This window comes from Colwellia chukchiensis, assembly GCF_002104455.1.
GTDB lineage: Bacteria > Pseudomonadota > Gammaproteobacteria > Enterobacterales > Alteromonadaceae > Cognaticolwellia > Cognaticolwellia chukchiensis.
This window is the reverse complement of the sequence record NZ_NBOC01000006.1, coordinates 92,132-116,356: the sequence shown is the minus strand read 5'-3', so window position 1 is coordinate 116,356 and position 24,225 is coordinate 92,132. Positions and strand designations below refer to the sequence as shown.

General features: G+C 41.6%; 21 protein-coding genes and 1 riboswitch. Of the genes, 9 read left to right on the top strand and 12 right to left on the bottom strand.

What is annotated here, in order from left to right:
• The first annotated feature begins 401 nt into the window (after positions 1-401).
• Entirely contained in the window at positions 402-1,487 is a 1,086-nt protein-coding gene (gene bamC / locus B6K83_RS09180; protein ID WP_085284626.1) for an outer membrane protein assembly factor BamC, read from the top strand.
• 270 nt (positions 1,488-1,757) lie between these two features.
• Here bamC and B6K83_RS09175 read toward each other — a convergent pair whose 3' ends face one another.
• The 4 genes from B6K83_RS09175 to B6K83_RS09160 form a co-directional block, all read right to left on the bottom strand.
• Positions 1,758-1,991, bottom strand: a complete 234-nt coding sequence (locus tag B6K83_RS09175; protein ID WP_085284625.1) for a DUF2789 family protein — start codon at positions 1,989-1,991, stop codon at positions 1,758-1,760.
• A gap of 160 nt (positions 1,992-2,151) precedes the next feature.
• Complete coding sequence (locus tag B6K83_RS09170; RefSeq protein ID WP_085284624.1) at positions 2,152-2,718, bottom strand: paraquat-inducible protein A; 567 nt, start codon at positions 2,716-2,718, stop codon at positions 2,152-2,154.
• Between the two features lie 98 nt (positions 2,719-2,816).
• On the bottom strand, positions 2,817-3,431 hold the full coding sequence (gene yfbR / locus B6K83_RS09165; protein WP_085284623.1) for a 5'-deoxynucleotidase: 615 nt from the start codon (positions 3,429-3,431) through the stop codon (positions 2,817-2,819).
• 33 nt (positions 3,432-3,464) lie between these two features.
• The gene (locus B6K83_RS09160; protein WP_085284622.1) at positions 3,465-4,679 is read right to left on the bottom strand and encodes a pyridoxal phosphate-dependent aminotransferase; all 1,215 of its coding nucleotides are present in this window, start codon (positions 4,677-4,679) and stop codon (positions 3,465-3,467) included.
• 222 nt (positions 4,680-4,901) lie between these two features.
• Here B6K83_RS09160 and B6K83_RS09150 point away from each other — a divergent pair, with 222 nt between their 5' ends.
• A complete protein-coding gene (locus tag B6K83_RS09150) occupies positions 4,902-5,492 on the top strand; it encodes a C40 family peptidase (protein ID WP_085284620.1) in 591 nt (196 codons plus the stop codon).
• A gap of 81 nt (positions 5,493-5,573) precedes the next feature.
• Here B6K83_RS09150 and B6K83_RS09145 read toward each other — a convergent pair whose 3' ends face one another.
• Both B6K83_RS09145 and B6K83_RS09140 read right to left on the bottom strand, forming a co-directional pair.
• Complete coding sequence (locus B6K83_RS09145) at positions 5,574-7,286, bottom strand: proline--tRNA ligase (protein WP_085284619.1); 1,713 nt, start codon at positions 7,284-7,286, stop codon at positions 5,574-5,576.
• A gap of 178 nt (positions 7,287-7,464) precedes the next feature.
• Positions 7,465-7,836 (bottom strand): RNA-binding S4 domain-containing protein, encoded by a 372-nt coding sequence (locus B6K83_RS09140; protein ID WP_085284618.1) that lies wholly within the window; start codon positions 7,834-7,836, stop codon positions 7,465-7,467.
• Positions 7,837-8,016: 180 nt separating this feature from the next.
• Positions 8,017-8,099: riboswitch (cyclic di-GMP riboswitch) on the top strand.
• Positions 8,100-8,163: 64 nt separating this feature from the next.
• Between B6K83_RS09140 and B6K83_RS09135 the strand changes: the two genes are divergently transcribed.
• Together B6K83_RS09135 and B6K83_RS18710 are read left to right on the top strand one after the other, a co-directional pair.
• Positions 8,164-8,508, top strand: a complete 345-nt coding sequence (locus B6K83_RS09135; protein ID WP_085284617.1) for a DUF3718 domain-containing protein — start codon at positions 8,164-8,166, stop codon at positions 8,506-8,508.
• A 198-nt stretch (positions 8,509-8,706) separates the two neighbouring features.
• Positions 8,707-9,027 carry a transposase domain-containing protein gene (locus B6K83_RS18710; protein ID WP_101706240.1) on the top strand — a complete coding sequence of 107 codons (321 nt, stop codon included), beginning with the start codon at positions 8,707-8,709 and terminating at the stop codon, positions 9,025-9,027.
• 484 nt (positions 9,028-9,511) lie between these two features.
• Here B6K83_RS18710 and B6K83_RS09125 read toward each other — a convergent pair whose 3' ends face one another.
• Entirely contained in the window at positions 9,512-10,468 is a 957-nt protein-coding gene (locus B6K83_RS09125; RefSeq protein ID WP_085284616.1) for a sugar-binding transcriptional regulator, read from the bottom strand.
• A 99-nt stretch (positions 10,469-10,567) separates the two neighbouring features.
• Complete coding sequence (locus tag B6K83_RS09120; protein ID WP_085284615.1) at positions 10,568-11,479, bottom strand: hypothetical protein; 912 nt, start codon at positions 11,477-11,479, stop codon at positions 10,568-10,570.
• A 570-nt stretch (positions 11,480-12,049) separates the two neighbouring features.
• On the opposite strand from B6K83_RS09120, the gene tsgA reads away from it, so the two are divergent.
• The 5 genes from tsgA to B6K83_RS09095 all read left to right on the top strand — a co-directional run bounded on the left by tsgA (position 12,050) and on the right by B6K83_RS09095 (position 19,417).
• The gene (gene tsgA / locus B6K83_RS09115; RefSeq protein WP_085284614.1) at positions 12,050-13,225 is read left to right on the top strand and encodes an MFS transporter TsgA; all 1,176 of its coding nucleotides are present in this window, start codon (positions 12,050-12,052) and stop codon (positions 13,223-13,225) included.
• Between the two features lie 49 nt (positions 13,226-13,274).
• Positions 13,275-14,687, top strand: coding sequence for an amidohydrolase family protein (locus B6K83_RS09110; RefSeq protein WP_085284613.1), 1,413 nt, complete (start codon positions 13,275-13,277; stop codon positions 14,685-14,687).
• A 399-nt stretch (positions 14,688-15,086) separates the two neighbouring features.
• Entirely contained in the window at positions 15,087-17,453 is a 2,367-nt protein-coding gene (locus B6K83_RS09105) for a TonB-dependent receptor plug domain-containing protein (RefSeq protein WP_158088332.1), read from the top strand.
• A 74-nt stretch (positions 17,454-17,527) separates the two neighbouring features.
• Positions 17,528-18,448 (top strand): hypothetical protein, encoded by a 921-nt coding sequence (locus tag B6K83_RS09100; protein WP_085284611.1) that lies wholly within the window; start codon positions 17,528-17,530, stop codon positions 18,446-18,448.
• Positions 18,449-18,478: 30 nt separating this feature from the next.
• Positions 18,479-19,417 (top strand): cyclase family protein, encoded by a 939-nt coding sequence (locus B6K83_RS09095; protein WP_085284610.1) that lies wholly within the window; start codon positions 18,479-18,481, stop codon positions 19,415-19,417.
• 654 nt (positions 19,418-20,071) lie between these two features.
• Here the strand turns inward: B6K83_RS09095 and B6K83_RS09090 are convergent.
• From B6K83_RS09090 to mtnA, 4 genes are read right to left on the bottom strand one after another with little or no spacing between them, the layout of a single operon-like run.
• On the bottom strand, positions 20,072-21,232 hold the full coding sequence (locus B6K83_RS09090; RefSeq protein WP_085284609.1) for a RuBisCO large subunit C-terminal-like domain-containing protein: 1,161 nt from the start codon (positions 21,230-21,232) through the stop codon (positions 20,072-20,074).
• Entirely contained in the window at positions 21,229-22,236 is a 1,008-nt protein-coding gene (locus B6K83_RS09085; RefSeq protein WP_175474823.1) for a transketolase family protein, read from the bottom strand. Before B6K83_RS09085 ends, B6K83_RS09090 begins: the two co-directional genes overlap by 4 nt.
• A gap of 3 nt (positions 22,237-22,239) precedes the next feature.
• On the bottom strand, positions 22,240-23,157 hold the full coding sequence (locus B6K83_RS09080) for a transketolase (RefSeq protein WP_085284607.1): 918 nt from the start codon (positions 23,155-23,157) through the stop codon (positions 22,240-22,242).
• 3 nt (positions 23,158-23,160) lie between these two features.
• Positions 23,161-24,213: an S-methyl-5-thioribose-1-phosphate isomerase gene (gene mtnA, locus B6K83_RS09075; protein ID WP_085284606.1), complete on the bottom strand. Its 1,053-nt coding sequence runs from the start codon at positions 24,211-24,213 to the stop codon at positions 23,161-23,163.
• Positions 24,214-24,225 lie beyond the last annotated feature (12 nt).

Below are 24,225 nucleotides of genomic sequence, written 5' to 3'. Positions count from 1 at the left end.
AAAGCGCTATTGTAACGCATCACTGGGCAGTAAAGCTAATTTGCCATCGTTAAGGATTTTTCGGTAAATTAGCAGGAAAAACGCGTGGTGAAAATTCGTGCAAGTTCCAGCATTTAAATGAGAAATATCGCGCATTTTCTTGTGTTTGCATTTTCAGGCAAGTACCATGGTGCGCTGCTGTATTTAAGCTAATGTTGCGCCTTTTAGGTGTAGGAAAATTAAATCAGATGATGCAGGGAACTTTCACCTAAATTCACTAATCAAACAGCGTTATTATTAAGAACAGCTTGCACGTTATCACGATGGTTTATTCAGTTATTTAAGCGCATGGTGCTAACGATAAAAATTAAACAAGCAAAATTAAATTGATAAGATTCAGATTTGTATCCTTGGGAGTGTTAATGAATCGCAAAATATTATATTTTTCATTATTAAGTGTTGCTATTACAGGTTGCAGCGCCGTCAATAATAAGCGAGCGGTAGGCGATTTTGATTACGCGCAACAGCAACAAGCGCCAGCGCTAAAGATCCCCGCAGGGCTGCAAAAACCAAAAACATCAGACACTTACTTTGTTAGCGATCAGATAAACCATCAAGGACCCATTGGCGCCGATGTAGACGTACGCGCACCATCTTTGGTATTGCCGATTGCTGCGTCAACAAGAGCAGAAAACAACTCAGCAGCAGCGCGAGTTTGGTTTGACCAAGTACTGGATAACGAAGATTTAAAAACCTTTATTAGCCAAGCCATGAAAAGCCAATTAGCGTCAGACAATGTTGAACTGCGCCAAGTGGATAGCGAAGGCTTTGTTTATGAGTCAGACTGGTACCATCATGACGCGGAAATAGGGACTTGGCCATTTAAAGATATGGTGCGCATAGAAAGCATGCGTTTTCGTTTTACACTTGAAAGCAAAGCGCACGGTCGCAGTGTCGCATTAGCCGTCGAGCTTATTGATTATCAAAAAGGCCAGCAAGCAGGGACTAGCAAAGATATTGATATCATTGACCAACAGCGTGCCGAAATGAACATGCTCAACGAAGTTATTGCACAAGTTGATTATCAATACCGTTTAAAACAGCAAGAAAACCGCTTGATGCGAGCCAACCAACTGTTTGTTAATTTAGGTGAAAATAGTGCTGGCGAAGCCGCATATATCGTTGAGATTGATGCGGACTTATTGTGGGCCAATTTGCCATTATTTTTTGAAGATCACGGCTTTACTATCAGCGATCTAAATGAATCAACAAAAATTTATTATGTTGACTATCAGCGGCCTGAAGCCAGTTTCTGGCAAAGTATTTGGGGTGAAAATCCTCCCGTTATTGATTTAAGCAATGGTAAATATCAATTTCAGGTAACGGCTAATGAAGGTCGCTCAATTGTAACTTTATATGATGAGCAAGGTGTGGCCTTATCTGCTGATACTTTGCAAAAGATATTTGAGGTTATGGAAGCCGGTTTATCCTTTAAAGAAGCTTTCTAGTAACGGATAAATTAACCGTGCACATGTATTATTGGAAAAGGGCCTTTAACGGCCCTTTTTTATGTTTAACCATGGCATATTTACAGCTGTTATTTGTTGGGAAGCAACATCACGCACTGTGACAAATACTTATCCGTTAGTGGCAGTTATTAGCTAAACTTTAAGCTTGGACAGCTTAGATTGGCAAAATAAAGCTGGGTTAATCGCGTTATTTTCGTGCTAATTTTTTCCGTCATCAGAGGGCTTGATAGTTATAACCGCTTCATTTAGTTAGGCTCGCAATAAGGCATCTAAGGTGTCAACCACTTCACTCCAGTCTGAGTCTAACTGAATGGCTTCTTGGATAAATTGAGCTTGACTGACACTCCAAAAAGGCGCAGAAACAAGTGTTTGTTTTTTTAATATGCCGCGATGGCTAGCAATAAACGCTTCTATATCTTTGTCACTGTTTTTTAAGCCCAATTGAGCAAATAAGCCGGCCATATCGTGCGCTGAACGATCCATAAAGTACTCCGCTAATAGCTGTGTAATATCAAAAAGCTAGCATCAATTAATTTGGTCATACTAGTATAGAAGTAATTTGCCTATTTTTAACCCTAGTTTGCGTTTTTATCTACCAAAGTAAAGTTATTGGCAAAATATAAGCTATCTGAAGATATTAGCGCTAATTAGATGTTTTATGAGCATTAAAGCTACTTAATGTTGTCCCAAAAAGTGCTAATAAACAGTAACCCGTAAAGTAGTAAAACCCCGCCCCTAAGGCTGATATTGTTTCACTACTGACTATAAAATTTAGCTTAAAGCCAAATAAAGCTAATTGTTGAGGGGAGGCGGTTTCGGCGTGATTGGTTGATAACACAGCTAGAAAAATAGCTACCACAAAAACATCGGCCATTGACCATTTACCAATCATGCTAATGAATCGATGGATCCGGCTTGCCAATTTTGCTTGGCGTGTTAAATAAGCAACACAGAGTAATAAAAATTTAACCATAGGAATACATATCGAAAAGATAAAAATTAATAGTGCCACTAGTAGGCGCTCATCTTGCCATAACTCTTGAATGGTTTGTAATAGTGACAAGTTTTTATCAATCAGGTTGTTGGACATTGCCACACCACTGGCATCAATGGTCATTGCCATATTGAGTGAAAACATGGGTAACAGTATGCCAGGAATGAACAACGCAATAGCGCAAACGTTTAACAAAAAGCCTAGATGTTTTAGCATGATAATTCGGTCATTTATTTATTATTTGGTGCTAAAGCTTAAGGTTTAAAATAGTAATTTCAAGGTCTGTAGCACTGGGTTTAATTCATACTTGGTTACTAAGGTGAGTTAGTCGTTGTATGAACTTCGTTGAGTTTGTCGACGGTTGCTGAGCAAGCGCTGATAAAGGTACTCATAAAATATTCTACTTCAGGCATTTGCTGTTTTAAGCTATTTAGTTTTAACTCTAAGCGCTCTTTAACGTGATCAAACTCATGATTTTGATGATTTAATTCATCAAGCGCCTTGATATATGCTACTAATATATCAGCGGCCTTAACGATTTGCTTATATTCTTGGTCGACATTATCTTGCACAATAATGTCAGTAAATAGGGCCTGAAATTCAGTAGGTAAAGATTCGAGGCATTGTTTTTCAGCTAAATATTCAATCTTTTTAAATTCGCGGGCAATTTCTGCGTTTGCATACTTAGTCGGGCTGACAATATCGCCAAAGCGAGTTTCGCTAGCTTCGTGGTAAAGTGCCACGGTGGCAACTTTGTCGGCATTAAGTTTACCGGCAAATTTTTGATTTTTAATCACAGCTAACAAGTGGGCAACAATGGCCACTTGATGTGAATGCTCGGCAACATTTTCTGGTTTGACACAAAACATTAACGACCAACGTTTGATCAGTGGCATTCTAAACAGCCAAGCGAGAAAGGTACTTTGCATTGTAAAACCTTATTTTTTTAAGTAGTTGTGAAGTTATTGGCGATAGGTACTAAAAAAATTTGCCAGTCGCTCTAAAGCGGGTTTTAACTCGTCAACATGGGGCAGAAAAACTAAGCGAAAATAATTATTTTGCTTGATATTAAACGCACGACCATGCACTAGCAGTATTTTTTCTTGTTTGAGTAAGTCTAAGATCATTTTTTCATCATCTTTGATGTTAAATTTTTCTTGGTCAACTTTAACAAATAAATATAATGCGCCCATGGCGGGGTTACAGGATAAGCCATCAATACTATTGATCATCTTATAGGCCAAGTCGCGTTGCTTTAATAATCGGCCATCTGCTTGTATCAGTTCGTTAATACTTTGATAGCCACCTAAAGCAGTTTGAATTGCATGTTGGCACGGCACATTGGCGCATAAACGCATAGAAGCTAATATGTTTAACCCCTCTAGGTAATCTTCAGCATGGAGTTTCGGGCCGGTGATAACCATCCAACCAGCACGAAAACCAGCAATACGGTAGTTTTTTGATAACCCACCCATGGTGATAATTAACACATCGTTGGCCAGTTTTGCGGTGGGAATATGCTGTGCTTGCTGATAGAGAATTTTATCGTATATTTCGTCGCTAAAGATAATTAAGTTGTGCTCGCGCGCTAGAGCAATAATGCCTTGTAAAATAGCTTCACTATAAACAGCGCCAGTGGGGTTATTAGGATTGATCAAAACAATGGCTTTGGTTTTATTCGTGATTTTTTTTGCCATATCATCGAGATTTGGATACCAATGGTTGTCTTCATCACATTGGTAATGCACCGGCTCGCCACCTGAAAGTGCAACAGCTGCCGTCCACAATGGGTAATCGGGTGCAGGAATGAGTACTTCATCATCATTGTTTAGTAAGCCTTGCATTGCCATCACAATCAGCTCACTGACACCGTTGCCAATATAAATATCATCAACGCTGACATCTAAAATGCCTTGCTGTTGAAAATATTGCATCACGGCGACACGGGCAGGGTAAATGCCTTTAGATTCACAGTAGCCTTGCGCGGTTGGTAAGTTGTGAATAACATCTTTTAAAATATCATCAGGCGCTTCAAAACCAAATGGTGCTGGGTTGCCAATATTGAGCTTAAGAATTTTATGGCCTTCATCTTCTAAACGCTTGGCTTCGGCCGCAACTTGACCGCGTATTTCATAGCAAACATTTTTTAATTTTGAAGACTTGTTGATTGTTTTCATAGTGGTGATCTTATCAATAATTGGTCAGTTAAGGCATTCGCAAGGCGAGCTACATCATGGCGTGCGGTCATTGTTACTAATAATGGCTGACTTTGAAACACTTACTTGCAACTTTTTTATAGCAAAACGCGAATATTTACAGCATCTTGTTATTAAGAACAAAATTTAAGCAATATCACCAAGCTAGTGTTTTGCGATTGCTCAGACACAGGAGATAACCTGATGCCGTTACCTTTATTATGGTTAGGAGTTGCTGCCGCCTCGGCAATAGCAGTAAAAGGTCTTGCAGATGATCGCAAGGCGCAGCAACGCCAGCGTTTGCAATATCGCTCGGCAAAAACTTTATCCGATTTAAAAGCACATGAGCCAAAGATTGCGAGCTATCCAACAGAGCTACTCATTACAGAGCAAGGGGTTCAGCCATGTGTAGGGGCAATTGTTTGTTGTGGTATTGGTGGTGTTTTAGAGCATACCGGTATTTGGATTGGCGATAATACGATAGTTGAAGTTGACGGAAACGGCTTAGTTAAAGCCGTATCGGCACAACGTTTTACTAAGCACCGCTCAGGTGAGAAAATATTTATTGCTTGTGATTCATTAGCTCAGCCGTTAGCGAGTGAGAAAGCAGCAGAGCTTGCCATTGCACAAATTTATCAGGTGCGTGACTATCATTTATTTGATAATAATTGCCACCAATTTGTTTGGCAGTGTTTTCATGTAGATAGCCAAACCATTACCACCTTTAAAGCTTTATCAAACAATATAGCGCACTTGTTTGACCGTGTTGTTTATTGGGACAATTGTGATTATTAACCTATAACAAATGGAACTCTAAAAAAAATGGCCTTGCAAGTTGTGCAAAGCCATTGTTAATTCGGGATAATTAGCGCTAGATTATTTCGTAAATAGTGACATTACATCGCTAATCGCCAGTAGAGACTTTTCGCCGCTAATGCGATTTTTCACTTCTATTTCTTGCTTGTCTAAGTTACGTTCACCGATCACTAATAACAGCGGTGTGCCAATTAATTCATGATCGGCAAACATCACACCGGGGCGCTCTTTGCGATCATCAAATATAACGTCAATACCAGCCGTTTGTAGTTGTTGATATAAGTGCTCTGCGGTTTCTTGTACGCGCGCCGACTTGGCCATGTTCATTGGTACAATCGCCACCTGAAATGGCGCAATAGCGGCCGGCCATTTTATACCATACTTATCGTGGTTTTGTTCAATTGCAGCCGCAACTATGCGCGACACACCAATACCGTAACAACCCATAGTTAAGGTTTGGTTTTTACCCGCTTCCGTTAATACGCCACAATTCATTGCTTGGGCATATTTTTCACCGAGTTGGAAAATATGGCCGACTTCGACACCGCGTTTAATGACAATCTTGCCTTCTCCACATGGGCTAGGATCACCTGCGACCACGTTACGAATGTCAGCAATGCTATAGTTTTTAGCATCACGGTCCCAGTTTGCACCACTATAGTGCACATCATCTTTATTGGCGCCACAAACAAAGTCGGCTAAGTGCGCGGCACTGCGATCAACGATAACTTCAACCGATAAGCCAACAGGGCCGATTGAACCTGCATGACAGCCTATTTCGTCTAGTAACTGTTGCTCAGTAGCAAAGGTTAATGGCGCTGCGACTTGTGGCAAGTTTTCTGCTTTAACTTCATTTAGTTGATGATCACCGCGCAACACCAAGGCGACAATAGGTGCTTGATTGTCGTCAGTTGCGATACCTTGTACCAACAAAGTCTTTACGGTTTTGCTGCTCTCTACTTTTAAGAAAGCGGCGACATCTTCAATGCTGCGCACATTTGGTGTTGCCACTTCAGTTAGTGCTGCTTTTGGCGTTGGGCGTTCGCCTGCCGGCGCTAGCGCTTCGGCTTTTTCAACATTTGCGGCAAAGTCGCTGACATCACTAAAGGCAATATCATCTTCGCCGGAGTCAGCTAATACATGAAATTCATGTGATGCGTCACCCCCAATTGAGCCAGTGTCGGCAATAACGGGACGATAATCTAACCCTAAGCGATCGAAAATTCGGCAGTATGCATCGAACATTACTTGGTAGGTTTTTTTCAAACAGTCTTCGCCTAAGTGAAACGAATAAGCATCTTTCATTAAAAATTCACGGCCACGCATAACACCAAAGCGCGGGCGAATTTCATCTCGAAACTTGGTTTGAATTTGAAATACATTTAAAGGCAGTTGCTTGTAACTACTGATTTCATTGGCAATCAGTTTAGTGATCACTTCTTCGTGAGTAGGGCCTAAAACAAACGGGCGCATATGACGGTCATTTAAGCGTAGTAACTCAGGACCGTAATCGTCTAAACGACCTGATTCTTGCCATAAGTCGGCCGGCTGCACCATAGGCATTAACACTTCTAACGCACCCGCGCGCTGCATTTCTTCGCGCACTATATTTTCAACTTTGCGTAATACTTTTAAGCCAGTGGGCAACCATGTATATAAGCCTGAAGCGACATTGCGCACTAGACCCGCGCGTAACATTAATTGATGACTGATAACTTCAGCGCTAGCAGGGGTTTCTTTCAAAGTTGAAAGTAAATATTGACTGGTACGCATTGAGCAAAAATTCCATTAGTAAGGGAGTTATAAATATGGTGTTATTCTATCAGGGCAGTTTCAGGGGCAAAAGGTTTAAATGCGCTGTGGCGTTAAAAATAACCACTACTTTTTAAAAACACTCACCTTTACCGGTTTAGCACCAAGAATATAAGCGTTGACAACAAAACATAGCAACTTAAAAGGAAATAGGTTTACGTTTAGCGGCTTTCGGCGCTGTGCTGTCGTGTGAAATAGCTTGTTTCCCTGAGTTTTTGGGATTTTTAGCTGTTATCTTTTTTTTCGCTACCTTGTGCAGGGCTTTGCTGGGCTCAATCGTTTTTTGTTCAATATAGTTAACCTGAATGACTTCACCGTTGAATTCTATAATATCATCGTGATAGATTTTTTTTCGTTTTTGAAATTCGACTTGATTATTTAACAACACATAGCCTTCGCTGATGACGATTTTCGCTTCGCCACCCCCGCCAACCATATTAGCGATTTTTAAAAGCTTACAAAGCTCTATAGGTTGCGTGGAAACATCGACACGCGGAATAACTTGAGTCATGACAGACCTATAATAATAAAACCTAAGCCGCCATTATAGCGGACTTGTTTAATAATGTCCTAAGCTTACGCCTTTAATGCTATAGCGAATAAAATTAATACCACAACCACTAAGCGCTTATTTTCATTGAACTATAAAAGTTACCTTGTTTAACAAGTATTTCTCTGTATAATGCGCCACCAGCAGAAACGGCAAGGTACTTGAAAAGGTGCTACGCAAAACTACCGGTCTAAGGGTATTCCTACGACAGCGGGGTTTCCAACGCAACTTAGTCCTAGTATTAAGAGTTCGTTTCATTATTTTACTTTTAATATTTTAAGGGACACCATGAAAAATATCTTATTAGCACTTGCCATTACTTTGCTATTGTCAGCATATTCTGCACAATCACACGCACAAAACGTTGCACTGTCGCTTTGTGAGTACGTTTCTGTTGATGATAAATCACGCTTACGCTCATTCTTAAAGACTAACAAATTAAAAATTCGTCAAATATTTGATGATGTTAAGTGTAACGGCCAAAACTTAGTAGCATTTGCCGGTAGCAATAATGCGATTAAAACCGGAAGTTTAATGTTAGCAAAATTACCTAAAGCAACCGTTGAAGGCTTAATTAGCACTATTTCTTCAACCGAGTTAACCGCGGTGGCACAAAAGCGCATTAATGGTTAATAACCAAGTTTTCTAAACAATGAAGCGGGCCAAAGCATAATGCCGATCAGTTAAGAAATATTTTACGAGCCATTGGTCGATCTGCTGGTTAGTTTATTAAGGCTGCTGAGTTTATTCAGCAGCCTTTTTTAATGCAACTTATTACCGCAATTTCTCTAGCCTAATGGCTATAACCCAAACTCAGAAGGCTTAGGTCAACTGAGTGACTTCTTATGCCCTGATTTCATCAAACAATGTGCTGAAACCGTTTATGTATCGACTAAAATGCGAAGAAAGTTACCTGTTGAAATGGCTGTTTGGACGATCATTTGTATGTCGTTTTATCGTGAAGACCGACTTTGGAGCATTGTCAGTAAGCTGGGTTTAGCATTGCCAGGTAAAAAATCGGCATTGGCTACAACCGATGAGAAAAAGCACTCAGTACGACGTCATTCGCTCTTTAGTGCGTCAAGACAAACTCATCAGGCTAAAAGCAACAGCACAAGCTTCACGCTACGTAGTAAAAGGCCAAGTATGTGAGCGCAAGAGCTATGAGGCATCGTGTTTAGCTATAACTTACTCTTATATTATATGGTGAAAATAGCACAAAAAATCCGAGACGCTGTGCCAAGCACCTGAGTATTACGACGTGTGCAATTGGTCTTATTAACTTAATTCACACCCTGTTTATCGAGCATGCCGGGCGGATCCTGAAATCAATAGAGCAACTTCAAGCACACGTTGAGCATCACATGTTACCGACAAAGCAGGAGCGAGTATATCCAAGGTGTGCTTGCGTTAAGGTTACAGTTACAGAACGGCTTTACTGAGATATAGGCTAAGTTACTCAGCTTTGCTGGCATATAGCACCTAAAGGATTTAGCTATTAGTCAAGGTGTTAGCAATATTATGCTTGCCCTGTTTACTGGGTTAGTGACGCTATATAAGGTCCAGATAACGTATAATTTAAACCAAGTTTAAATAGTGAAAAACAATAATGTTTACGCTGTTAATTGTTAATTAACTAAAAGGTAAGTGCATACAATGCTTCTGCTAAAGCCACATCGATCACTAACGTATCAATGATGTTACTTTTAATGACGCTATTCACCGCGTTAGCTTTGTCTTTCCCGGCGGCAACGCCAATAAGGTTATTAATGTTTTTTAAGGTTTCAAGATCGACAGAAACCATGCGTTCAGACCAAGGCGTGACGAGTTCTTTGCCGTTTTTATCAAAATAATGGCTTAATATTTCGCCTTCAGCCCCTTGTTTGTTAACTTCTTCTACTTCTATTTCTTTTAAATAACCCGCTTGCACCAAACTTGATTGTTTAGTAGCAACACCTATACCGACTAGGCCGATATTACAATTAGTGACCCACTTCATGGTATTGGCGACTGAAATATCTTTGAGCAGGGCCTGACAAACCATACTGTTTTCTAATAATACCGGCGCAGGAATGGTTTCTACCGGCGTATTAAGAACATTGCCAAGCTGTATAGAAATATTTTGTGCATTGGCCGTGCCCAGCCCTTGAAGATAACCGCCTAGTTGCACAACGCGATGTGGTGAGGCTTTGAGGTTTTTAACATACTTTGGAATATGGCTTAGGGTGCTGCTCCAACCGATACCTAAAATGTGATCTTTTTTAAGGTTCTGCTCTAAGTATTCTGCGACAGCAATACCAACGGCAATTTTTGCATCTTCTATATCACCATCATTTTCAACCACAATTATATGATTTAATTGACTTTCTGCGTATTTTGCTTGTAGTTGTGTTTCTAGCTCCATGGTGTGAGGCAACTTTTTGGTCATGCGAATTTCTACATAACCTTCGTCGACCGCTTTTTTTAACATGCGTACCACCGTCGGGCGAGATACACCAAATTGCTTGGCAATTTGCTCTTGGGTAAGTCCAGTCATGTAATACAGTGATGCGGCTTTAACGATTAAGGTTTCACTTTTGGTTAGCTCTGCCATATATTCCCTCAAAATCTACTCAATTACTTATCAACAAAAGCTTATAATTGCCTTTGAAAATAAGGCATTGTGCATAATACCTGAAATTTTTATCATCAGCTATGCTAATTCTGCTAGCACTTGATCGATTTTATCGAGAAACTGTTGTCTTTTTTCCAATAATTGTTCGCTACTTTGCATACCATCTAAGTATTGATAGTAGCCTTGCCCTTGTTGATCTGTGCTCCAAGTATTATGAGGAAAGAAAATCCATATCGGTTTAGGCGTGACTTTAAGAGAAATATCAGCATGAGACAAGTTTTCTAACCAATTAACAAGATCATTTATCACCTGCATTTCTTGGCTTTGAGTGGTTAAGTCTACAAAAGTAGAAAATACTTTTGACTCTTTATAGTAGCTATAACCTAAACCTTCGACACGGTTATGGGCACCCATCATCATGCCAAATAACAATGGCGCGTTGTCTTGATTAAGAAAGGTTTCTTTACCTTGATCTGTTAACTCTATTGAAGTTGTAGCTTGAAAAGCGCCGTCGATATTATCATCACAAATAACGAGTACACTGTCTTGCGCATAAATATAGCCAATTTTAGCCGCAACTTTCAACAGAGTCTGCGCGTTTTCTTTGCCATGTAATCTGGTTTTAATAACTACAGAGGGAATCGACTCACCTTCATAGCCACCAAGCATGACCTCATGACTGAGTAAGTCAATTTTTGCACTATCTTGCGCGATAACCGATTCAACTATACTTTGCGTCATGGGCATAAAAGCCTCACTGAAGTACACCATATCGGCAAAAGATAATGATAAAGTCTTGTTTAACCGTTGCGCTCCAATCGCTTTAACGGCAGTTTTGTGGGGATGTGGTGCATAGATGATTTCACAAAAATGAGTATTGTCATCTAACGTTAACGTGCTTGTTTTTTGCCCAACAGTGTTGGCTCCATTACTGCAACCATAAAAGGTGCTAATGACCAGCAACAGCCAGCTTGCTTGTAATAATTTCATGTTTATTTTCCTAAAATTTTGCGACGGCGATTTGTTGAGCGATAAATGACAACAGGAAACTCCGTCGTTTGAGGCAACCCTGTTGTACATATGTTCATGATGTGGTCATTTGTAACATGGCGTGGTATTATCAGCAAGTGCTTTCAAAAGATAGCTTTATTTAGCCCATGCTAGTTGCAGGTAAAAGCTACAAGCTATACTAGACGCTGCCTCAGTTTTTTATTGTTAGTTAGAGCAATGTTACCCGTTAGGTAACTAAAATTTATTACGGTGCAGATTTCGGTTAGCTATCATCAACAATGTGATGGCGTTTAATGAAAGCCGAAATGCTTTTAGCAGATAAATACGATGCTTTAGCTTGCTATTTAATAATTGCAGTGTTACAAATGCAAATCAGGTGAACTATTGTTTTGATGAAAATTTTTTACGCTAGTGAATTAACCGAAAATACAATTTATTAGTGAGATTTTCTCCGCTTTATGTTTAACAAACACTCATCACCAAGTGTGTGTTATCACTATTGTAGGCTGTTATTAGCTGATTAAATTTATTCGAGATGTGAGCAGTCGTATGTCCGTAAACAAAATATCATTAACTGTAATCAGTTTACTTATTTCTTTTACTTTATCAGGCTTTGGTACGCAAATAGGGTTATTGATCAAACCTATGTCAGAGCAGTTTGGTGTTGCGCTAACTTCAGCTTCATCACAGTTTTCTTGGTACCTTGGTGGTATTTTAGTCGGTAATATCTTGTCCTTAGCTATTTTTCGCTATTTCAAAGTTAAACTAGTGGTTATCAGCTGTTACTTAATGGTGTTTTTGTTAGCGCTATGGATGCACTTTGTGCCTGACTTTACAACTTTACCGTTATTACTCAGTATTATGGGGGTAGCTTGTGGACTGGGTGTTTGTGCTTCGAGTACTATCTTAACGGAAATATGGAGCGCTAAAAAGCGTGGTTCGTTATTGGTTTCTCAAGATGCCTTATATAATTCAGCCGGTATGATATTTCCGTTTATAACTGCCTATTTGCTAGCGAATAATTTTTCCTGGAGTATTGGTTACCTCGTTGTGGCATCAGCGACCTTACTGATTGTTATTCTTGCACTCTTTACCCGCTTTGATTTTGATACTAATACTCAGGCAACTGAAGATAAAAATACAGAATGGCATATTGGTCTTACCGTAGCCGGTATTTCATTATTTTTTGCGATTATTTGTAGCTTGACGCCGATTATTTGGTTACCTAATTATCTGGTTGAAAAGTTTGCCATTAGTGAAAATATGGCCGCCGAGATTATTCCGAAAGTATTTTTAGCGGCGTTAATTGGCTCTATCCTCTCGGCCTTTATCGTGGCTAAAATTAAAGTGCAAACATTTCTCATTTTTGTGGTGATGTTAGGATGCGGGAGCTTACTAACTTTCACGGCAATCGAATCACTTGCCAGCATCTCCTATATTGCTTATGCATTTGGTTTAGCGATTGCCGCCCTTTATCATTCATTTATGGCATGGGGCCTGTCTTATATTAAAAAGCCGAATTACCGACATGTGACCTTTATGTATTTATGTGGCGGCATTGGCGGCACGTTAGCGCCATATATGAGTAGTCTTTTGGTGGAAAAAAATAGCATAACTGCTGTGTTTATTGGCTGTGCAATCCTTTACGGTATCATTTTATTTATGATCTTAGCGCTCAAGTTTAAGCAAAGAAATAATGGTGTTATCGAAAATGCTATCGCATAAACTGGTCATTTATCCTTAGCTAAAGCATATTCGAATTGGATAGATCTAGATGAAAAAATCACATAAATATCTACAGCAAACACTTTGTGTGTTGAGCATGTTACTTGGCTTTATACCATTAACCTATGCCAAAGACGTGCAGGTCGATAGTATTGTTTACGGTGATTATGTTGTCACTATGATGCCTGAGCAAGCGGTCATTAAAGATGGCGCCGTAGCGGTTTTAGGCAATAATATTGTTGCCGTTGGCTCGCGCACTGCAATAGACAAAAAGTATAGCACTAAGCAAAAAATATTAGGTACAGGTCGAATTTTAATGCCGGGCTTAATTAACGGCCATACTCATAGTCCAATGACCTTGCTGCGCGGCTTTGCCGATGATCTCGATTTAATGACTTGGTTACAAGATTATATATTTCCGGTTGAGTCAACGGTTGTTAATGAAGACTTTATAAAAGTCGGATCTGAGCTTGCCTGTTGGGAAATGATCCGCAGCGGCACAACCACCTTTGTTGATATGTATTTTTACGCCAATGTGACGGCAAAAGTGGTGCAAAGCTGTGGGCTTCGCGCCATCATCACTGGCGTAGCACTGGACTTTCCTATACCGGGCTCGACTGGCTGGGATCAGTCATTTAATGACGCGGTGGCATTTGTTGAGCAATGGCAAGGAAAGCATGAGCGTATTACCCCAGGTTTTGGCCCCCACGCACCTTATACCGTCTCGCCTGAGCATTTAAAGCAAATAGCGGCGAGCGCGCAAAAAATGTCAGTACCTTTAAGCATTCATGTCGCAGAATCGGCTGCTGAAACTGATATTATCCAAGCACGTTATAAAAGCACGCCGGTTAAACATATTGTCGATTTAGGCTTGGCGCGAGGAAATTTAATTGCCGCGCATATGGTGCACCCTAATGTGGATGAAATAAACATGCTGGTTGAGCATAACGTTGGGGTTATTCATAACCCGACTTCTAATTTAAAGCTAGCCTCTGGCATTGCACCGATCAGTCAAATGTTAGCACAAGGCGTGCGTATCGGTTTAGGCACTGATGGCGCGGCAAGTAATAATGATTTAGACCTATGGGAAGAAATGCGCTTAAGCGCGTTAATTCATAAGGTTGAAATGAAAGACCCGACCGTTATCCCGGCATTAACTGCGCTAAAAATGGCCACTAGCATGGGCGCTGACGCGATTGGTCTTGGTGATGTGACCGGGCAATTGGTTGCTGGAAAACGTGCCGATATGATCCAAGTATCCTTTGATAGCCCACGATTAGCACCTATGTATGATGTTGTGTCACATCTTGTTTATGCCATTGACGCCAGTGATGTGGTTACCTCTATGGTGTCTGGAAAACTGCTAATGCAAGCGGGCAAAGTACTGACACTTGATGGAAAGCGCGTTAAAGCGGCGGCACATGCGAAAAGTGAAGTTATTAGGCAAAGTATCAAGCAATAACAAGCTTGATGAAAAATAACAGACAGTAGTATTGATTCGGTTGTAGCTTATTTAGTATTAGTTTGCACAAGCGCTAATTTTTAATTACGAATGCTGTTAGTGTTTCGAATTAATAAATACTGCGCCATCACTGGTCAGCCAGTAAGGTAAATTCCTGCCATAAATACAGTTTCTAAGCTAATCTCCTCGCTCATTTATCACGGTTGTTTTCTTGCGCTTCTAAATATTATGTGTTAAAAAAAGCGCAGCATTGAACATATGTAAAGATTGTGAACATGTGTAGTTGGTTGGTGGTTGATTTAGTGCATAGGGCTAAATTGCAATTTAATGGTTGATAGGGCGTAGAGCGAGATGAAAAAGATGGAGTCTAGATTTAATAAAAAGGCCTTGGTGTTAGCAATGAGTACTGCTTTGCTGGCAAGTGCGGTTAACGCAGAAGCAATAGAGAAAAATTCTGAAGCTGAAAAGGTAGAAAAAATTACCGTTGTTGGCAGTCGAGTGCCTGGTCGTAGTATTCAGGAAAGTACTGTGCCTGTTGATGTCATTTCAGCGGAAGACTTAACGCAATCAGCAACCATAGGCGGTGAAGTCGGCGGGCTGTTACAAGCCAATATCCCCTCATTTAACATGCCAAGACAATCAAACTCAGATGCTGGAGATATTGTCAGAGCGGCGCAGCTAAGAGGTCTCAACCCAGATCAAGTTTTAGTGTTAGTTAATGGTAAACGTCGTCACAATAGCGCCGTTATTAGTGCAGAATCAAAATTAGGCCGAGGTGCTGCGCCAGTTGATTTCAATGCGATTCCAGCCAGTGCCATTAAGCGAATTGAAGTATTAAGAGATGGTGCAGCGGCACAATATGGCTCAGACGCCATTGCCGGTGTCATTAATATTGTCTTAAAAAATAGCAGTGATGGCGGTAATATTTCAGTGTCATATGGGCAACATATGACTGATTTTAAACCAACTAATGAAAGCATCAACGATGGCAAGACTAAAATTTTATCGTTAAACAAGGGGCTTGATTTAGGCAACGGTTTTGTCAATATCAGTGGCGAATTTAAAGACAGGAAAAGTACCAACAGAGCGGGCTTTGACGAACTTCCTACTATAGGGTTTGCTGAGTGGATAGTGCCGGTACCTGCCAGCGGTAGTCCAGAAGCAGCAGCGAACGATGCTTTAGCCGGCCAGAAAAACTATCAAAGTGGTGATGGCGAGATCTCAGATATTAGCCTAGCGTACAACCTAGCATATGACGTATCGGCAGAAGCAACGCTGTACAGCTTTGGTACTTATGCAGACCGAGAAGCTCAGGGCTCGAATTTCTTCAGGTACCCCGTCAGTGCTGCTAATGTCACATCAGTTCATCCTAAAGGCTATATTCCCACTAGTATTGCCAATGTGAAAGATATTGCTATGACGTTAGGTTTAGAAGGTGAATATGCAGAATGGGAATTAGAAACGAGCCTTTCATACGGCAGTAATACCTTTGATGATGATTTAAAAAACTCCATTAACCCATCACTTGGTGCGTCAAGTCCAACTAGCTTTAACCGCGCTGAATATAAATATAGTCAAACCGTATTTAATCTAACGGCAGCTAAAGCCTTTGATCTTGGTTATATTCCGCTTTACTTCACCGCTGGCATAGAAGCACGCAATGAAGACTATTCAACCAAAGCGGGTGATGTTGAATCTTATATAGCAGGTGCAGATACTAGTAAAAGAGTGGGCTCACAAGGCGGTGCTGGACTTAGACCCGAAGATACGGTGAACGAAGACCGAAACTCGTGGTCGGTATTTATTGATGGGGAATTTGATCTTTCAGATGACGTGACCTTATCAACCGCCTTACGTTTTGAAGACTATAGCGATTTTGGCACTGATACTAACGGAAAAGTTTCAGCGCGGTGGGCGTTACTTGATGGCCTCGCATTAAGAGGCGCCGTTAGTACCGGTTTTAGAGCGCCGTCATTAGCACAGTCTTTTTATTCTGGCAGTAGCTCAAGTTTTGGTGATGGTGGCAGCTTAGTGCAAACGCTAAACTTACCGGTAAATGATGTCCTGGCACTTGCAAATGGCTCATCGGCGTTAAAAGCAGAGCAGTCAGTTAGTCGCAGTCTTGGTGTGGTTTACAATGTCGATAACTTCAACTTAACGGTCGATTATTACCAAGTTGATATTGACGATCGTATTGCGCTGTCAGAAAACATTTCTATTGATAATGTGCCAGATGTGAGAGCGATCCGGTTTTTTACCAATGTCGTTGATACGGAAACGAAAGGCTTTGATGTTGTTGCCTCATACGACCTAGATGCCTGGCATTTTATGGCGGCCTATAATAAAAATGACACTGAGGTTGTCAATAACCCTGACAATGCTGTGTTTGGCATCGAAGAAACCAATACCTTTGAAACCGCGGCTCCTGACGATAAAATTATCTTGTCGAGTCGATGGTCGAACGAAATCGTTTCTGTTTTAGTAAGAGCAACTCGCTATGGCGATACCACGCGGGTGTTTGATTTTGGTGACGGTTATGAGCCGACTCAAGTGTATAGCCCTAAATGGTCAGTTGATGCTGACGTGCAATATAATGTTACTGATGACTTAAGCGTGTCTTTAGGGGCCAATAACCTTTTAGATGAGTATCCTGATAAATCTATTTATGACATTAGCTACTTTGGTAACTTACCGTATGATGGTGGTATCTCACCGTTAGGTATTAACGGTCGTTTTGTCTATGTAAAAGCGTCATATAACTTTTAAGCTAAATAAGCAAAACCAATCGAGCGCATCACAATAAATAGTTATGATGCGCTCTTTTTTTAGGAGATTTTATCGTGCCGTTGAAAAAAGCTATTCATCTGATGCTAGTAACGTTGTTAATGAGCAGCTTGCTGTTCACCGCAAACGCGAGCTCTGCTGAAAGTCAAACAAGTCAAGGTATGGCATGTGAAATATTGTATGCCGCCCATCCGCATTATAAAGCGGTGCAAGCCGTAGGTGAAAATAGACTCAAGCAAACCACCTCGTTAAGTTTTCAAGAAACCGCAGCCTTTAGCCAAGCTTTTATGCCGCTAACGCAAGATATTATTAACAGCTTGGTAGCCGCAAACGGTAGCGATATCAAAGTGTTTGAGCAAGCATTAGTTATTGGTGGCTATGAAGGTGAGTCCGTCACTTCTGTGGCAATAAAGACCCAAGTTTTTAATGCCGCAGGGCATGAAAAGTTGTTAAAACTTGCCGCACATATTGGCTATGTCTACGCACAAGATAGCACCTTAGTGATGTGTGAAGGGAATGTGTACGATGTTGACAAAAATTGGCTCGCGCTTAAGTCAATCAACATCAAAGATCGAGGTAAAAGCGTATTTTTTGAAGAAAAGAATGTGCCTATTTTCTTTGGCATGATGATAGGGGCGTTTAACAGTCCTGAAAATGTTGGCTTTACTTTTTATAAAGATGCAAAGGTGTTTTCAACGTTAGCTGGCTCGGCGAATGCTAGTAAAGAGCTCGCCGTGGTAAAAAAGTTAGCGTCTTGGCTTAACGAACTCTCAAATGGTGATATTGAACTTGCAATTGTCACCAAAGATAGCTGGGTGTTTTTTCCTCATAATGATTGGCAAGCAGCGCCTTTAGGTCAATCATATAAAAGTTATATGGCGCAGGAGTCGATAGCAGGTTTAGATCTAAAAAGACAAAGGTTTTTAAAAGGTATTGACCAGTTTATGCAACAAAAAGCAAGCCGCAAATACGAGTAGTTAATATGTCTATTGTTAAGGGAAAAAAATATGAAAAATAAAGCAATTTTACTTATTTGTTTAGCGGTATCTGCATTTAGCACATCTGCATATAGCGAAGCAATAAAGCCAAAAGGGTTATGGGATTTGTATGAAAACACCCTCAAATCGGCAAAATATATTGATTTAACCCATGCCTTTGAGCCTAAACAAGCGGTTTGGGCGGGCTTTGGTAATGCGACCTTTAAACCGGCCATTGCTCATAAAGCGATGCCAGGGTATATCGACAAAGGTGAAGAATTTAGCTATGAAAAACATGGCTTTGTTGCCAGCGCTTACACCATTGAAACCGATCAATATGGCACACAGTTAGATCCACCGGCACACTGGAACCCTTATGGGGCAACCATCAGCGATCTACCGGCCACCTATGCCGTAAGACCATTAGTGGTGATTAATGTCGTTGATAAAGTGAAGAAAGATCCCGGTTATCATTTGTCTGTTGAGGATGTGCTTGCCTGGGAGAAAAAACATGGCCTTATTCCTGAAGGCGCGGTGGTGATGGTGCGCTCGGATTGGCATAAAAAATGGCGTGACATCGAAAGGTTTAATCAAAAGCCCTTTCCAGGAGTAGGGCTTGAGGCGTTAAAGTTTTTGCACCTTCAGCGTGACATTTTATTTCATGGTCATGAACCGCTTGATACCGATACCACACCAAACTTAGAAGGTGAACATTGGCTCATGCATAATAACTTTGCCCAAGCAGAAGGGGTGGCAAATTTAGATAAAGTGCCAGAGTCTGGCGCTTTGATCGCCATTGGTTTTGCAAAACCTTTAGGTGGCACGGGCGGGCTAGCGCGTTATATTGCAATTGCACCAGCTGACTGGTCGTATGGCACCAGTGTAAATGAAGTGCCTGGCGCACCTTTAAAAGCCCATGACAAGCCGCTAAAACGCGATGCCTTAGGAGTGATGAGGCCAACCAAGTAAGATGATTATTAAGCGGGCGCTGACTGCGCTCGCTGCCCCTTAGCGAATATTCCATCCCCTGAGTAGACAAAACATTTCTTGCTATTATCAGCTGCTTAACTCGAAAAATCCGCCAGTAAACCAAGCTTTACATCGGCTCTGATAGCATGATATTTGGTATTTATCTTCAGGTATTCCCCATGGCGCTGATGCCTGTGTTGACGCTAGCGGGCGTTCAGCCATTATCAGGCGTGGATAGTTAACGAGATAGCTGATGGCAACATTCATTGCATGGATAATTGCATATTTCATTACATAATTAAGCACGGCCAGTTTATCGTAGCCCTAACGTGGCTTTATTGTTATTTAGCATCAATGTTAAAGCAGAGGCGGGCCGCTTTGTCGGACTTTAGCATCGCTGCATGAAAGCAGGCGTGCCAATACTGTAAATTTAGTAGTACTTAAATTAGATAATAGGAGTTAGGTAATATTAGCTAATATAAACTCATACAGATTAATACGACCCAATAAAAAACGCCTAATACTCAGTTTATTATTTAACTGGTTATTAGGCGTTAGGTCTATATGTAAAGGTATCGCTAGGCAATTGTTAGTGAAAAAGGCGGTGAGTCTATTAGCGTCTTAATGCTCTGAGCTAAATTTACCCTAACACAGTTATTTCGCTAATAAGCGGACTTGTTGATTCACTAGCTGTCGTAATTCTTGGCAATTTTCAACAACGCCCTGGTCGCCTTTATGCAGCGCGCCGCCGATCAAAAACATGATATCTTTGCCATAAGCCTCAATCATCTCTGGCACGCTCGTTAAGTTCATACCGCCACCGGGTGAAGGGAAGATCGGCTTTATCGTACCCATATCACAGCTTGTACCTTGCACTATATTAAGACAAGCTTCGCGGCTAAACGAAAACCGGCCGCCAAAATTTGGATAAATACTGATATCAGCCCCGGCTAAACGCATAAACTGGCCAAATAACACCGCATGTGAATAACCACTTTGTGCTGAGGAGACCATGCCACCTAATAATGATGGATGACCTAATATCGGCAGGGCGATTTCGTCATCATCGGCAATGCAGCGCATGGTATCAAAACCTGATATGCCAGGTAATAACATTAAACCGCCAACACCTTGCTCTTTTGCCCAACGCGCATCGGCAAAAATTTGGTTAGCAGGGGTGTTAATGGTTGGCACATACTTACAACTTAAGCCGGTTTCTTTATTGGCCCGTTCAACGGCGGCTACACACAGTGGTACGCGCTCTCGAAAGGGGGCAAATACTTGATCAGAGATACCGTGATCATCTTTAATAAAGTGTATGCCGCCTTTGGCAAACTCATACGCCTGCGCTGCAAGCTGTGCTGACGATAGCCCCATCGGCTTTAAGGCCGAGCAAAATAGTGGGCTCTCGGGTTCATTACATAACTCACGTAAGCCTTGCATACCAAAACGCGGGCCTTTAAAGTGCTGAGTGAATGAATCAGGTAACAGCAACTGATTCACTTGCACACCGGGCTGCAAACTAATATTGCCAAAGATAACATTCATGGTTTGCGGTAAATTCGTACCGGTAATTTCTAAGGCGTAAGAAATGACCGCTTGCCACTGTGTTTCATTGACTTGTGAAAACGATTCCAGACGACCAAAGATATGGCGACGAATATCATCATCGCCTATCAACTCAGCTGGAAATTCAATGGTTTGTTCAATACAGATATGTTCGGCTCTATGTTTTGCTTGTGCTTCATTACCTGTGATGAAATAAACCACCGAAAAACGCTCACCCGAGACATTGAGTTGCGTATTTTCGATCATAGCGCCTCCACTTTAGCGCTGCTATTAGCATCTTCTATACGCACATTTTCAAGATCTGCTTCATTGATATTTAGCGATTTATTTAATAACTCTTCAACACCTTTGACTAAGGATATGGCATCAAGTCCGTATTCTTTCATTAAATAGTTTTTGCTAGCACCATGGGCGTACATATCTTTTAGGCCTAATCGAATTAACGGCTTGCCTATCGCATGCTCTGCCATTAATTCGGCCACCGCTGAGCCAAGCCCGCCAATTATACTATGGTTTTCCATGGTGATGACGCCGTTTTTGCTGCGCTTTATCGCTTCTAATACCGTTGGATCTGTAAAAGGTTTCAAGGTGGAGACATGTAAGTGATTAACCGAGGTGCCTCTGGTTTTTAATACAGATACCGCTCTTAATGCTTCTTCAGTCACTACGCTTGATGTCAAAATGGTCAGGTCATCACCGTCACTAAGTACCCGCGCACGGTTAAAGACCATAGGTTCATTTTTCGGGAATAAGCGCGGCATATCGCCACGTAAAAAGCGCACATACACGGGGCCATCAACGGCTTGCGCTACGTCGAGTACCGATTCAACTTCAGTGGCATCACCGGTATCAAAAATGGTCATATTCGGGGTTGCGCGCATGATAGCGACATCTTCAATGGCTTGATGGGTAACGCCACCTGGGGTAACAATACCGGGTAGGAAGCCCATTAGTCTGACTTTCAAGTTAGGGTAGGCAATCGACATTGCTAACTGATCATAGGGTCGACGATAAATAAACACGGCAAAGGTATGAATGAAAGGCGTAAAACCTTCTTTTGCCATACCCGCGGCCATGCCCATCATGTTTTGCTCTGCCATACCCATAGGGAAGAAACGGTCTGGGTAGGTATCGCGCCAGCGACCTACCTCACAAGAGTTGGATAAATCAGCGGTCAAAACCACCACTTCCGGCTTATCTTTTGACCATTCAATAAAGTTATTAACGTGTGGGCGTGAAACTATCTCCATGATTTATACCTCTTGAGCCATAGCATCATATGCTTTTTGAAAACTTGCTTTTTCATCTGCTGATGAAAAACGTAAATAGTGCAATGTTGGGCGCTTAGTTTCCATAATTTCAACGCCTTTGGTTGGGTTGGTTCTGGCTAAAATAAATAAGGGTTTGCCTTTGGTGTCTGTTTGCGCTAGGCGGTCAAAGGCCTCGATATCATGGCCATCTACATCAACAGCATAGGCGCCAAAGGCATTTAACTTATCCTCTAAAGAACCAATTGCCATCACCGACTCCATTGGTCCGTCACATTGTTGCTCATTAACGTCAACGATTACTTTAATATTATCTAATTTATAATTGGCCAGTGCTTGCACGGCTTCCCATGTCTGACCTTCTTGAAATTCGCCATCTGACATCATTACCCAAACATTACCGGTATCGCCTTTCATACGACGCGCTAAGGCAATACCGCCGGCAACACTCAGTGCTTGTGCCAGTGAGCCAGAGGTGACTTCTGCGCCAGGTGAGTGTTCTGCACTAATTAGCTCAACCGTGCTGCCATCTTGATTAAACTCTGCTAAGCCTTCGGGCGCCATTCTGCCAACTTCTATTAATGCCACATAAAGGGGCAGCGCATAGTGGGCAGGTGAGAATATAAATCTATCTAATGTTGGTCCTTTAGGGCCATTGTAATCCGCACCGGAAACATAGGGGCGTCCTTCACCTGGTACGCCTTTAAATGGCTCAGGGATCATCGGCGCCGTTGAAGGCCCTAAATTCATGCCTCGACAATACAGGTAAGCGAGCATTTCTGCTGAGGAACAAATTTGACTTAAATAGCCGCCATTATTTTGCATAACATAGCGAAAACCGCGTAAACGAATATTGGCAGCGACTTTTTTGACTTGCTCAGTCCACTCTATTTCTGCGTTCATATTTTATAGCTCTTTAATTTTTTGTAAGTTTTCTAAAAAAGGCGGATAAACAATGCCTTTTTCGGTAATGATAGCGGTGATGAACTCGGCTGGGGTAACGTCAAAGGCAGGGTTGTACACATCAATGCCGTCAGGGGCAACGCGCGCGCCATCAATCTCAGTCACTTCTTCTGATGCCCGTTCTTCAATTTCAATATCGGCACCGCATGAGGTTTCAAGGTCAATGGTTGATAGCGGCGCAGCAACATAAAAAGGCACGCCATTGGCTTTCGCCACCATCGCCAAGTTACATGTACCGACCTTGTTGGCAAAGTCGCCATTGGCCGCCACGCGATCACAACCAACCACACACATATCAACAGCAAATTTTTGCATGACGTGTGAAGATGCCCCATCAACAATCAGTTGGTGTGAGATACCTTGTTGTTGTAATTCCCAAGAGGTTAAACGCGCCCCTTGTAAGCGCGGGCGAGTTTCATCAACAAAAACATGTACCTGACGGCCAGATTCATGGGCCATTCTGATCACGCCAAGGGCAGTACCGTAATCAACCGTGGCGAGTGCGCCGGTATTACAGTGATGTATAAATGTCACCTTGTCTTTGGGTAATAACGTCAACGCATGAGTAGATAAATTTTTATTAATGGCAATATCTTCTGCTTCAAGCTCTTGCGCACAAGCGAGCACTAATTGGCGATATTCTGCCGCCGTTTTAGGCTGATGTTTTGCTACTCGCTCAGCCATTTGATCTAAGGCCCAAAACAAATTCACCGCAGTGGGGCGAGACGCTCTGAGTATGCGGTCAGCGTGTACCATAGACGCGGCAAGCTTTGCCACGTCATTAGACTCTTCATTGAAAACTGCAATAACTAAGCCATAGGCGGCGGCAACACCTATTACGGGCGCTCCTCTGACCGTCATGTCATTAATGGCCTGTGCTACGGCATTAACTGTGCTGTAGTTGTTATATTCAACTACACTGGGTAGCGCCTTTTGATCGATTAATCTAATAGCTTTTTCTTGCGCTAACCATTCAATACTTTTATAAGGTCTCATCTTGTTAGTTTC